The following is a 12,222-nucleotide window of genomic DNA, read 5'->3' as shown; positions in this document are numbered from 1 at the left end:
CCGAGAAGCGGGGAGCGACCACGACAGGGGCGACCGCGGCGCGGGGCTCCCAGGAGACGGCCGCGGAGCAGCCTGTGCCCGGCGAGTCCCGGGAGCCCGGGGCCGGGGCCGCTGAGGCGGAGCAGGTCCCTGACACCGGTGCCGTGGACGGCGAGTCCCCGGAGTTCGGTGGCGCCGACGTCGCGTCGGACGAGGGGCCGGATCCCGAGGAACAGGCCGAGATCGTCGTACGGGACGCGATCAGCGCGCCCGACATCGACGGACGGCCGCGGCGGGCGACACGGCGGTTCCCGCTGTTCACCAGGGACACCGCGCCGCCCGAGGGCGGCGGCCGCGCCGCGCCGCGGGACGCTCCGGCGCCCGCCCGGCAGTGGCCGGTGCTCGCCGTGCTGGCCCTGGTGGGGCTCGGGCTGCTGCTGACCGCCCTCGACCGGTTCCGCTTCGGCACGCTGCTCATCGGTGTCGCCCTGCTCGTCGGCGCCGTGCTGCGCTGGCTGCTGCCGGACGTCGGCATGCTCGCCGTCCGCTCCCGCTTCACCGACATCGCCACCTACGGCGTGCTCGGCACCGCGATCGTCCTGCTGGCGCTGATGGTGCAGCCGGACCCCTGGCTGGTGATCCCCTTCCTCAAGGACACCCTGCACTTCACGGTCAGCAGCAGCTGACCCGCAGCAGGCCGGCGGTCCGCCCCCACCCCCGACGAGGGACGGACCGCCGTCACGACCCAGCCTCCCGTGCCGCGAACAGCCTGTTCAACCGCTGTCCGTCCGCTGTGGCACAGCGGTGACGGTTCCGGCACGGTGTGCGCGACCTGCCACAGCGGACCCCCGCACCAGGAACCGATCAGCCCTGTGACGTCGTCAATGGCGGGGAACAGGTGAGGACGCCGCGGAGGTGGGCGATGAATGGCTGGCAGGCGCTGCCCGACGATCTGCCGCCGGAGGTACGGCACTTCGTGGAGCAGCTCAGACAGCTCAAGGACCGCACGGGGCTCAGTCTCGTCGCGCTCGGCGCCCGCACCGCGTACAGCAAGTCCTCCTGGCACCGCTATCTCAACGCCACCCAGCCCCCGCCCCGCCAGGCCGTCGCCGCCCTGTGCCGGATCGCGGGCCTCGACACCACCGACGCCGAGCGCTTCGGTGTGCGCTGGGAACTGGCGGTCCAGACCTGGCCCCGTCCGGCGACGGCACCCGCACGGGCCGCCGGGAGCGAGGCAAGTGAGGAGGGCGAAAGGTACGAGGACGATCCCACGCTGCCGTGGTGGGACGAGCCCCCGAGGGAGCGCGCGAGCGGCATGAACCGCCTGCTGCTGGCCGCCGCGCTGCTGCTCGTGCTCGTCCTGCTGCTCGGGGTGGCCGGTGCCGTTGCGTCCGGGGGATGAGGGGACTTCCGTGACGGACGTTATTTCCGGTGTGTTCCACCTGTGACGATGTGTCGACAAGTTTGCGTATTTGATAGGGAGCTGTTCGACAGCACGGCTAACGTGTCGAACTTGCTGATGCTCCCGTGCGCCCCCACCCGGGGAGCTGAGATCCTTGCGGCACGGGGAAGAGCGGGGAACAGCCAGCACCGACCGGGGGGAAAGAGGGGGAGCAATGCCTCGTTGGAGGGCCTTGCCGGATGAACTGGATCCGCAGGTCAGGGAGTTCGCGAGCCAGCTGCGGCGGCTCGTGGACCGCAGCGGCCTGAGCATCGCGGCCGTCGCCGACCGCACGGGTTACAGCAAGACGTCCTGGGACCGGTATCTCAACGGCCGGCTGCTCGCGCCGAAAGGCGCGATCGTCGCCCTGGCCGAGGTCACCGGCACGAATCCCATTCACCTGACCACGATGTGGGAGCTCGCCGAACGCGCCTGGAGCCGTTCGGAGATGCGCCACGACATGACCATGGAAGCCATCCGGATCTCCCAGGCGCGGGCCGCGCTCGGCGAGTTCGGGGCGCCGCCCGCGAACGCCAAGGGCGCCAAGACGGCCCGTAAGAGCGGCAGCGCGACGGCGACGCCGGGGGTGGCGGGGCCGGCGGGGGTCGCGCCCACGGTGCCGCCGCAGCCGACCGCGGCGGACGCGGACAGCGCTTCCTCGGGCGGGAACTCCTGGGGTGTGGCCGGGTACCAGGGGCCCTCACAGGCTTCTCCGGGACGTACGGCCGCGGCGGCGCCCGTCTCCGCCGGCGGTACGGGGCGGACGCCGGGGGCGCCCGGACCGTACGACGAGCCGCAGGACGCGCGTCCCGGGGACGGGGTCGGGGTCGCCGGCGGCTCGCGTGGCTCAGGTGGTTCCGGTGACTCCGGTGGTTCCGGCGGAGGGAAGCGGCGGCTGACGATGTTCCTCGCGGGGATCGTCGGGGTGCTGGTCGTGGTCGCCGCCGTGTTCTTCCTGACCGACCCGGGCGGGGACAGGAAGAACCGGACCGAGAAGTCGCCGTCGCCGTCCGCCAGCGCGACCGTCTCGCTGCCCGCCGGGGTGAAGTGCAGTGGCCAGGGGTGCACCGGGAAGGACGCCGAGGCCATGGGGTGCAGCGGGAATCTGGTGACGACCGCCAAGACCGCGACGGTGGGGGCGACCGTGGTCGAGGTGCGTTACAGCGAGACCTGCGGAGCGGCCTGGGGGCGGGTCACCCAGGCCGGCCAGGGGGACAAGGTCGAGGTGAGCGCGGGCAAGGTGGCCGAGCGGAGCGGCAGCATCACCGAGGCGGGGGACACGATCGCCTACACGCCGATGGTCGCCGTGAAGGACGCGGGGGAGGCGAAGGCCTGTGTGACTCTGGCTTCGGGGCAGCAGGGGTGCACCGACTGAGGGAGTGCCGGGGGTGTGCGCTGTCGGGTGCGGTTGCTCTGTGGCCGGTCGCGCCCGCGCGGCGGAACCGCCCATCGACACGGCCCCGCGCGCCTGAGGAGTAAATCTTCCCCGGAGCGTGCATGGGCTCTTGCATCGCGGGCAGGCGAACCGTACCCCCACGGGAGTCCGGAAACGGTACCCCCATACGGCGGCCGTCTCCGTCCCCTCTCTCCCGGACGGGCGGCCGCCTTTTCTGTCGGGGCAGCGGTTTGTGGGCTGGGCCACACGGGGCCGGACGTCCGGGATCCCGGATGCGCGATAGCCTGACCGCTGGAGATCTCTTGACGCCGAGAGATCGATCAAACGTCCGGGGCAGGGACGCCCCACCGCCAGCTGTCATACGGAGAACGCCATGACCCGCACTCCCGTGAACGTCACCGTCACCGGCGCGGCCGGCCAGATCGGTTACGCCCTGCTCTTCCGCATCGCCTCCGGCCAGCTGCTCGGCGCGGACGTGCCGGTCAAGCTCCGCCTCCTGGAGATCACCCCCGCGCTCAAGGCCGCCGAGGGCACCGCCATGGAGCTCGACGACTGCGCCTTCCCGCTGCTCCAGGGCATCGACATCACGGACGACCCGAACGTGGCCTTCGACGGCACCAACGTCGCCCTCCTCGTCGGCGCCCGCCCCCGCACCAAGGGCATGGAGCGCGGTGACCTCCTGGAGGCCAACGGCGGCATCTTCAAGCCGCAGGGCAAGGCCATCAACGACCACGCCGCGGACGACATCAAGGTCCTCGTCGTCGGCAACCCGGCCAACACCAACGCGCTGATCGCCCAGGCCGCGGCCCCGGACGTACCGGCCGAGCGCTTCACCGCGATGACCCGCCTCGACCACAACCGCGCGCTGACCCAGCTCGCGAAGAAGACGGGCTCCACGGTCGCCGACATCAAGCGCCTGACGATCTGGGGCAACCACTCCGCCACCCAGTACCCGGACATCTTCCACGCCACGGTCGCCGGCAAGAACGCCGCCGAGACCGTGAACGACGAGAAGTGGCTGGCCGAGGACTTCATCCCGACCGTCGCCAAGCGCGGCGCCGCGATCATCGAGGCCCGTGGCGCGTCCTCGGCGGCCTCCGCCGCCAACGCCGCCATCGACCACGTGTACACCTGGGTCAACGGCACCGCGGACGGCGACTGGGCCTCCATGGGCATCCCGTCGGACGGCTCCTACGGCGTCCCGGAGGGCCTGATCTCCTCCTTCCCCGTCACCACCAAGGACGGCGTGTACGAGATCGTCCAGGGCCTGGAGATCAACGAGTTCTCCCGCGCCCGTATCGACGCGTCCGTGAAGGAGCTGGCGGAGGAGCGCGAGGCGGTCCGCGCCCTCGGCCTCATCTGAGTCTTCTCCACAGCTCTGTCACGAGCCTGCACGGGCCCTGTTCCGGTTTCCTCCGGAACGGGGCCCGTGGCCGTTTTCCGTCCTACGGTCGAAGCCTTACCCGGTGGGGTGATGCGGGGGGTTCGCGATGAACGGCTGGAACGGCTACAGCTCCGGTTCCGGAGCGGGACACGGGCCGAGCGAGGAGAGAGGCCGGTCGGCCTGGAGCTCGGGGGAGACGGGGACCGCTCCGCCGTGGGCCTCCGCGGAGACGCAGACCTCGCTCGCGCCCCCTTGGGCGACGGACGGGACCGACGCCTCGCCCGTACCGCCCTGGCCCCGGGCGACGCAGGCTCTCGCGGGTTCCGAGCACGCGCCCCATCGGGTTCGACGGGTGCTCGCCGCCCTCGCGGTGGCGGTCCTGGTCGGGGTCTCGGTCGGGGTCGGCGTCTGGTGGCTCCTCCGGGACACCACCCTCGGGTCCGGTACCCGCACGGGCGCCGGTCCGGCCCCGAGTGTCACGGCCCCCTCGTCCCCGTCGCCCGCCGCCTCCCCCGCCGCGGGATACCACCGCGTCCAGGACCCCGTCGGCTACACCGTCGACGTGCCCCGGGGCTGGACCCGCAGCGAGAAGCAGGGCCGGTCCGCGCCGGTCGTCGTCTACGACGCCCCCGCCGACGGCCGCCGGCTCCAGGTCTTCCGGATCGCGGAGGACACCCCGGCCCAGTCCCTCGACCTGGCCGAGAACGACCGCGGGTACGGCTTCGCGCGCCAGCCCGGGTACCGGGTCCTCGACCGCGCCTCCGGCACCACCTGGGCCGAGCTCGCCTACCGCTACGACGACACGGACCTCGGCGCCCGCCAGGTCGTCGACCACCGCTTCCAGGCCGCCGACGGAACGCTGTACGCGATCCGCGCGGCCGGCCCCGCCTCCCTCACGCCCGCCGTGGTACGCGAGCCGCTCACCAGGGCCCTGACCTCCTTCTGCCCGGCGGACACGGAGTGCCGCTGAGCGGCCTGGGCGTGAGCCGCTCTCCTCGCCGGAGCAGACACGGCGGACGCTGCCGTCCCCCGCGCGAACGCACCCTCGGGTCCGCCGAGCCGCACCCGCCCGTCCACCCCACCTCCGGGCGCCGACGCCGCTCACGGCCCGGCGTGAACGCCCACCTCGCCCGCACCGGACGGATCGAGACCCTGCAACGCGCGTACGTACGGGAGACGGGGCCGGGCCCGGCCTCGACACCGGCCAGGGTGTCGCCCTCGACGCGCACGCGGAGCATCAACAGGCCTATGACCGGGTTCAGGAGGGAGGGCACGGCGGCTCCTCGGGTCAACTGGGGTGCGGGCTGGGGTGGTTGGGCCGCCGGTTCAGCGACGGACCGAACGCGATAGTACTCGTTTCCCGCCGAACGCGATAGTGCGTGACTCTCCGGATCGGTCGCGGTGTCCGACGGCCACGACCACCGTCGACCCCAGTACCAGCACGGCGACCGTGCGCAGGGCCGGGCCCATGCCGTGGGAAAGGCCGGGGTAGGAGGTCAGCACCGTGCCGGTGACGGCGACGCCGAGGGCGGTCCCGATCTCGAGGGCCGAGGTGCCGAGACCCGAGGCGAGCCCTGCCCGGTGAGGCGGGAGCGCGGTGGCGACGCCCAGGGTGAGCGCGGGCATGGAGAGTCCGGTAACGGCCGAGATGACCAGCAGCCGCAGGGGCAGGGGGCGGCCGGCCTCGGCGGAACGGCCATGCCTGCGACGACCGGCAGGATCGCCACTCCGGTGACGGCGGGACCGTAGCCTTTCATCGACCCGGCGCACGCGTGGCTGCGGCGGGCGGTGCGGGAACTGCTCGCGCAGTGGTCGGGTGGTCAGCTCCCCGGGCCGGACAGCCTTTTCTCGAACCAGTGGTCGCCGTAGACGTGATCGGTGTAGGGCGGGATCTCGGTGTAGCCACTGGCCCGGTACATCGTCCGCGCCTCGGTGAGCGACGCGTGGGTGTCGAGCCGCAGGACGCTGAAACCGCGAGCGGCGGCCTCCGTCTCCAGGGCGGACAGGATCCGGCGGGCCAGGCCCAGGCGGCGGGCGTCCGGATGCACCCACACATGGCGGAGCTCGCCGACCCGCGGCTCCAGCCGTCGCAGTGCGCCGCAGCCCACGGGGCGGCCCTCCTCGTACGCCACGAAGAACGCGCCCGCGTCCCCGGAGGCCTCCTCGGGGCGCACCAGGTCGGACCTGTCGAAGCCCTCCGGGAAGCGGGCGTCGATGTCGGCGGCGTAGGCGTCGAGGCAGGCGCGGGCGTCGGGGGCGGCGCCGTCGACGGGGGCCACGGTGATGCCGGCCAGGCGCAGCAGGCGCCGGGCGGTGTTCATCGCCTCGGTGAGCCGGTCGCGCTGGGCCGGGGTGAGTCCGTCGAGCAGGCCGGCGGCGAGGGCGTCGGCCCGGCGGTTCTGCTCCTTGAGCTCGGTTTGTCCGGCGCGGGTCAGCTCGACCATGCGCAGCCGGCTGTCGTCAGGGTGGACGCTGATCCGGACCAGGCCCTGCGTCTGGAGGGTCTTCGTCATCCGGCTCAGATATCCGGCGTCCAGTCCCAGCCGGGTCCTGAGCTCGCGCAGCGAGACCCCCTCGCCGATCTCGAACAGCAGCCGCGCCTCGCCGAGCGGGCGGTCCTGGCCGAGGTAGTGGTCGTCCAGGGCGCCGATGCGGCGGGTGAAGTAGCGGTTGAACCGACGGAACTCCGCCACGTGCTGGGTCGACACCGGATCCATAATCTTTGACTGTAGTCAAAGAACAGCCGTGGCGTCCATGGACATGAGATTCCGGTTTCCTGTCCCCACCCGCACCTCTATGCTGATGGTTTGTCAACAACTGACTTCAGCAAGGACTTTGCACGCATCGGGGGAGTCGCGTGACTACTACATCTGTGCCTCGGCAACCGCAGGCGGCCCCGCCGGGCCCCGCCACGCAACCGCACGCCAGTGAGGCGACCCGGCTGCTGTGCGCGGGCACCTACCTGGATTCCGGTTACCGGGACCAGGTCATCGAGCAGCTCCACCTGAACGAACAGCGGATCGTGGCGCCCTCGCTCGGCCTGGACGCGGCCCGGGTGCTCGCGCACGCGCTGCGCGCCCGGCGCCAGGAGCTGCTGTGGGCCGGCCTGATCCTGGGCCTGTGGGTGATCGGGTTGCCGCTGACCGGCGGACTGCTGTTGGTCTTCCTCGGCCCCAGCCTGCTGCTCGCCGCCGCCTCGTGGGTCCGCGGCAAGGGCGCCAACCCCCCGCTGTACCGGCGGCTGCCGGCCTTCTTCATCCGCTGGTGGGGGCGTCTCGTCTTCGCGATGTTCCTCATCCTGGCCCTGGTCGTCGCGTTCGGCGGAGGCGACGACGACTCGTCGTCCTACGGCGGCTCGGGGTCCTTCGGCGACTCGTACGGCTACGGCGACTCGTACGGCTCCTACGGCGACTCGTCCGACCTGTCCGATCTGCTGTTCCCCGACTTCGACGGGGTCAGCGGGCTGATCGGGCCGCTCCAGGCCTGGATGGTGATCGTCGTCTTCGCGCTGATCGCGGTGTGCGTGGCCGCGCAACGCGGCCAGTTCGCCAGGGCGGTCGGCGCCGAGCTGTCCCCGCAGCGCTTCCCGGACGCGGCCGGCGACCCCGCCGAGCGCACCGAGGGGCAGCGGTTCCAGCGGCTGAAGCAGCGCATCCGGACCGAGCAGCACGCGCCGCTGGTCATGTACCACGAGAAGCGGCCCTTCTGCGGTGCCGGGGTCGCCTACGAGACCTGGGTGCTCGCCGTCGAGCTGCGGCCCGACGAGATGAAGAAGGAACAGCTGCCGCTGAACAACCGCGCGGTCCTGGAGAAGATCCGCCCGCTGCTCGAACAGCTGCGGCTGCCCTCGGAGTTCGCCGGGCACACGGTCCGCGACCGGCTGCGCTGGCTGGAGATCGACGAGTGCGTGTTCCTGCCCGCTGAGGGGCTGCGCCGGCGCGAGGAGGCGCCGTACCACCCGCAGGCCTTCGAGGACCACCGGGCGCGCGCGGTCGAGGAGGGTGCCGAGAAGCGGCGGCACTTCCTGCGGATCCGGGTCGGCGGCTGGGAGGAGGAGCTGGTCGTCACCGTCTTCGTGCGCGTCCACACCCAGGGCCGGATGCTCATGCTGGAGATCGCCCCGCATGTGCTGCTGCCGGTGCGCGAGGACTTCAAGGACGCCGACCGCACCGCGCACACCTACCGGCACAACAACGCGCTCGGCAAGGCGGCCTGGGCGGTGGCCCGGGTGCCGGGCTCCGCGGCCCGTTCCCTCGTCACACTCGGCCGCGGCGTGGGGTACGCGTGGAAGCTGCTGACCGGCGGGTACGCGGGCGCGCTGCCCGGCGGTCCGGCGCTGTCGGTGCGGGAGCTCGGCTCGACGGACGAGGGGTCCCGCTTCCAGGAGATGGACGCCTACCGCTACCTCAGGAGCGTGCAGGACCGGGTCGCCCACGGCGTGCTGACCGCGCTGGCCGAATCCGGTTACCAGACCGGCGAGTTCGTCCAGAAGATCGTGAACATCAGCAGTGGCGGCGTGCACGTCGAGGGCGGCGTCCACGGCAGCACCTTCGCGGCGGGCAAGTACGCCACCGCGTCCTCCACCGACGGCGGCGCGGGGGTCGCGCCACAGAAGGGAACCAGCGGCAATGGCAACGGATGAGCCGGGCGTCAGCATCAGTGGCGGTGTCCACGGCAGCACCTTCGCGATCGGCAGCCACGCGCACGCCGAGAGCCACCACGGCACGTCGCCCCAGCGGGACGAGGCCGCCGAGGCGCTCCTGACCGCCGTACGGGAACTGCGCGAGGACCTCACGCGCCTCAGGGCCACCGACGAGACGGCCGCGCTGGACACCGCGCTGGCCGAGACGGAGGAGGAGATCGTCACGACGGGGCAGGCGGGGCCGACCCGTCGGGAACGCCTGCGGGCGCTGCTGGACGACTCACAGGCGCTGGTCGGCCTGGTCGCGTCGGCGGGGGCGGTGGCCGGCCTGCTGGGGTTGTGAGCGCAGGCGTACGGTTCCGGTCTGTGAGGGGTGCGGTGAGCCGACCTTCACGGCGTGGGTGTGATCGGGGGACGCGGTGAGCGGGAAGGGGACGCCATGAGCGGGGGCGTGCGGTACTGGAACGAGGAGACGCAGCGGTGGGAGGACGGGGACGGGAGCGGGGCCGCGACCGGTCCGGTCACCCCGCCGCCACCGGCCCGGCCGGACGCGGTGCCCTCGGCGGGCGCGCCCGCGGCGCCCGCCGCGGGACCGGCCGCGCCCGTGTGGCCGCCGGCGGCCGGGTCGGACGGGGCGAAGGCGGACTCCGACGCGACCGTGGAGTCCCGCCCCGCGGAACCGCCGACGTCCCCCGTCCCCTCCCCTCCCGCCGGCTGGCCCGCTGCCGGTGACGGCAGCACCTGGCACGGGCCCGGCGCCCCCGGTACCCCGGGCAGCGGCTGGTCCTCGGTCGAGCAGCTCGGTGGCGGATCCGTTCCGTCCGCTGAGTGGTCGGGGGCCGCCTGGTCGACCGCCGGTCAGGCAGCCGTTCCCGAACCTCCCGCCCGGACGAACCGCCGGCTCCTGTGGTCCGCGCTCGTCGGGATTGCGGCGGTCGGTGTCGCCGTGACCCTGGTGCTGACGTTCGTCGTCGGCGGCGGGGACGAGGACGACAAGGCCGGTGACGCGAGCCCGACGCCCACGGAGGTCGTCTCGCAGCAGGGCGGACCCGACGGGTCGCCGACCCCCTCACCGACCGGGGACACGCCGTCCCCGCTCGCCTCGACACCCGAACCCCCCGCCGGATACGAGCTGTTGGAGGACGAGGAGGGTTTCCGTATCGCACGTCCCGCGGGCTGGTCGCGCACCACCGTGGCGTCCAAGTACGGCATCGACGTGGTCAACTACCGCAGCGCGGACGGCCGGCGAAGGCTCCAGGTGTACCAGGTCGCGGAGGAGTCCCCGGAGGCGTCCTTCGAGCTGTACCTCTCCGCCGACACCCCCAAGCCGGACGGCTTCGAGAAGCTGGACCTCCGGCCCGTCGAGGGGGACGGGTTCACCGGCGAACGCCTGGAGTACCGGGCCGACTCCCTCAGCGGGGAGCCGGACATCGGCCCCTGGCACGTCTACGACGAGCGGTTCGTCGCCCAGGACGGCCTCATCTACGCGATCGCCGCCTACGGTCTGGAGGACGACGGCGGCGAGGACGAACTTCAACTGCTGACCGACGCTCTCTCCGGCTTCTGCGCGCCCTACGCCTGTGACGCGGCGTCGATCGACTGAACCCTTTCTCCGTGAACCGTTCCCCGTGAACCGTTCCCCGGCCGCACCCGCTGCCGTGCTTTTCACCCTGTTTGTCCGAATGCTCCGTGAGCCTGCGCACTTTCAGCCATCGATTGCGCATGCAATCGAGGCGCGGGGGCATGCGACGACGGTCCCCGTGAGTGACACCTGTGTGACACAGGGGAACCGAACAGGAACGGAAGGCAACACCGATCATGGCCGGACAGCACGCGCGGCAGGAGCCGCACACCATCCACGCGGGCGGCGAATGGCGCGCAGCCGTCTCCGGCGCCACCCGCGAGATCCTCGACCCCGCCGACGCACGGCCGTTCGCCGTGGTCGCCGAGGGAGACGAGAAGGACACCGACCTGGCGGTCGCCGCCGCCCGCCAGGCGTTCGACTCAGGACAGGGCCCCTGGCCGCTCACCCCCGTCGCCGAACGTGCCGCACTGCTGCGCCGCGTCGCCGATCTTCTCGTACGCGACCGCGAAGAACTCGGCCTCCTGGAGAGCCGGGACGCGGGCAAGACGGTGGAGGAGGGCCGGGTCGACATCGACTGTGTCGCCGACGCCTTCCGCTACTTCGCCGACCTGGTCGCCGCCGAGGCCCCCGGCCGGGTCGTCGACGCCGGCTCGACCGACATCCACAGTGTCGTCGTCCACGAACCCGTCGGCGTGTGCGCGCTGATCACTCCCTGGAACTACCCGCTCCTCCAGGCCAGTTGGAAGATCGCCCCGGCGCTCGCGGCCGGCAACACCTTCGTGGTCAAGCCGAGCGAGATCACCCCGATGACGACGATCGCGCTCATCGAGCTGCTGGTCGAGGCCGGTCTGCCGGAAGGCGTGGCCAACATCGTGACCGGCCCCGGCCACACCGTCGGCGCCCGGCTCGCCGAACACCCCGACGTCGACCTGGTCTCCTTCACCGGCGGCCTGGTCAGCGGCACCAAGGTCGCCCAGGCCGCCGCCGTCTCGGTCAAGAAGGTCGCCCTCGAACTCGGCGGCAAGAACCCCAACGTGGTCTTCGCCGACGCCTGCGCCACCCCCGAGGGCTTCGACACCGCCGTCGACCAGGCCCTCAACGCCGCCTTCATCCACAGCGGCCAGGTCTGCTCCGCGGGCGGCCGCCTCATCGTCGAGGAGTCCGTCCGGGACCGCTTCGTCGCCGAACTCGCCCGCCGGGCCGCGAAGATCCGCCTCGGCCGCGGCACCGAGGACGGTGTCGAGTGCGGGCCGCTGGTCTCCGAGCAGCAGCGCGCCAAGGTCGAGTCCTACGTCGCCTCCGCGCTCGCCGAGGGCGCGGTGCTGCGCTCCGGCGGACAGCGCCCCGAACCGTCGCCCGAGCGCCCCGCCGACGGCTACTTCTACGAGCCGACCGTCCTCGACCGCTGCCACCGCGAGATGCGGGTCGTGCGGGAGGAGGTCTTCGGGCCGGTCCTCACCGTCGAGACCTTCCGCACCGAGGACGAGGCGATCGCCCTCGCCAACGACACCGAGTACGGCCTCGCCGGCGGCGTCTGGACCGCCGACGCCGGCCGCGCCCGCCGGGTCGCCGGCCGGCTGCGCCACGGCACCGTCTGGATCAACGACTTCCACCCCTACCTTCCGCAGGCGGAGTGGGGCGGCTTCGGCAAGAGCGGAGTGGGCCGCGAGCTCGGCCCCACCGGACTCGCCGAGTACCGCGAGAGCAAGCACGTCTACCAGAACCTCGCGCCGAAGCCCGTGCGCTGGTTCGCCGGTTGAGCCCACTCGCCCTCCCCTCTCTCTCAAGACTTCCC

11 protein-coding genes are annotated in these 12,222 nt (G+C 72.5%); 9 read left to right on the top strand and 2 right to left on the bottom strand.

Annotation, left to right across the window (positions count from 1 at the left end):
• Positions 1-74: 74 nt before the first annotated feature.
• The 5 genes from ABZT02_RS06495 to ABZT02_RS06475 all read left to right on the top strand — a co-directional run bounded on the left by ABZT02_RS06495 (position 75) and on the right by ABZT02_RS06475 (position 5,170).
• On the top strand, positions 75-665 hold the full coding sequence (locus ABZT02_RS06495) for a DUF3017 domain-containing protein (RefSeq protein WP_356015535.1): 591 nt from the start codon (positions 75-77) through the stop codon (positions 663-665).
• 236 nt (positions 666-901) lie between these two features.
• The gene (locus ABZT02_RS06490; RefSeq protein ID WP_356014859.1) at positions 902-1,381 is read left to right on the top strand and encodes a helix-turn-helix transcriptional regulator; all 480 of its coding nucleotides are present in this window, start codon (positions 902-904) and stop codon (positions 1,379-1,381) included.
• Between the two features lie 232 nt (positions 1,382-1,613).
• Positions 1,614-2,795 carry a DUF2690 domain-containing protein gene (locus tag ABZT02_RS06485; protein WP_356014858.1) on the top strand — a complete coding sequence of 394 codons (1,182 nt, stop codon included), beginning with the start codon at positions 1,614-1,616 and terminating at the stop codon, positions 2,793-2,795.
• Between the two features lie 394 nt (positions 2,796-3,189).
• Positions 3,190-4,179, top strand: coding sequence for a malate dehydrogenase (locus tag ABZT02_RS06480; protein ID WP_356014856.1), 990 nt, complete (start codon positions 3,190-3,192; stop codon positions 4,177-4,179).
• Positions 4,180-4,306: 127 nt separating this feature from the next.
• On the top strand, positions 4,307-5,170 hold the full coding sequence (locus tag ABZT02_RS06475; RefSeq protein ID WP_356014854.1) for a hypothetical protein: 864 nt from the start codon (positions 4,307-4,309) through the stop codon (positions 5,168-5,170).
• A 356-nt stretch (positions 5,171-5,526) separates the two neighbouring features.
• On the opposite strand, the gene ABZT02_RS06470 is transcribed toward ABZT02_RS06475, so the two are convergent.
• Together ABZT02_RS06470 and ABZT02_RS06465 are read right to left on the bottom strand one after the other, a co-directional pair.
• Positions 5,527-5,826 carry a hypothetical protein gene (locus ABZT02_RS06470; protein ID WP_356014853.1) on the bottom strand — a complete coding sequence of 100 codons (300 nt, stop codon included), beginning with the start codon at positions 5,824-5,826 and terminating at the stop codon, positions 5,527-5,529.
• A 194-nt stretch (positions 5,827-6,020) separates the two neighbouring features.
• Positions 6,021-6,917: a helix-turn-helix domain-containing GNAT family N-acetyltransferase gene (locus tag ABZT02_RS06465; RefSeq protein ID WP_356014851.1), complete on the bottom strand. Its 897-nt coding sequence runs from the start codon at positions 6,915-6,917 to the stop codon at positions 6,021-6,023.
• Between the two features lie 140 nt (positions 6,918-7,057).
• On the opposite strand from ABZT02_RS06465, the gene ABZT02_RS06460 reads away from it, so the two are divergent.
• The 4 genes from ABZT02_RS06460 (at position 7,058) to ABZT02_RS06445 (ending at position 12,187) form a co-directional block, all read left to right on the top strand.
• Positions 7,058-8,842 (top strand): hypothetical protein, encoded by a 1,785-nt coding sequence (locus ABZT02_RS06460; protein WP_356014850.1) that lies wholly within the window; start codon positions 7,058-7,060, stop codon positions 8,840-8,842.
• Complete coding sequence (locus ABZT02_RS06455) at positions 8,829-9,185, top strand: hypothetical protein (protein ID WP_356014847.1); 357 nt, start codon at positions 8,829-8,831, stop codon at positions 9,183-9,185. Before ABZT02_RS06460 ends, ABZT02_RS06455 begins: the two co-directional genes overlap by 14 nt.
• 96 nt (positions 9,186-9,281) lie before the next feature.
• Positions 9,282-10,445: a hypothetical protein gene (locus ABZT02_RS06450; RefSeq protein ID WP_356014845.1), complete on the top strand. Its 1,164-nt coding sequence runs from the start codon at positions 9,282-9,284 to the stop codon at positions 10,443-10,445.
• Between the two features lie 215 nt (positions 10,446-10,660).
• Positions 10,661-12,187: an aldehyde dehydrogenase family protein gene (locus tag ABZT02_RS06445; RefSeq protein ID WP_356014843.1), complete on the top strand. Its 1,527-nt coding sequence runs from the start codon at positions 10,661-10,663 to the stop codon at positions 12,185-12,187.
• Positions 12,188-12,222 lie beyond the last annotated feature (35 nt).

Origin of the sequence: Streptomyces sp. NPDC005402 (genome assembly GCF_040606575.1) — a bacterium.
In the GTDB taxonomy this organism is placed as follows: domain Bacteria; phylum Actinomycetota; class Actinomycetes; order Streptomycetales; family Streptomycetaceae; genus Streptomyces.
The sequence above is the reverse complement of the archived record's forward strand: the minus strand, read 5'-3'. Positions and strand labels throughout refer to the sequence as shown.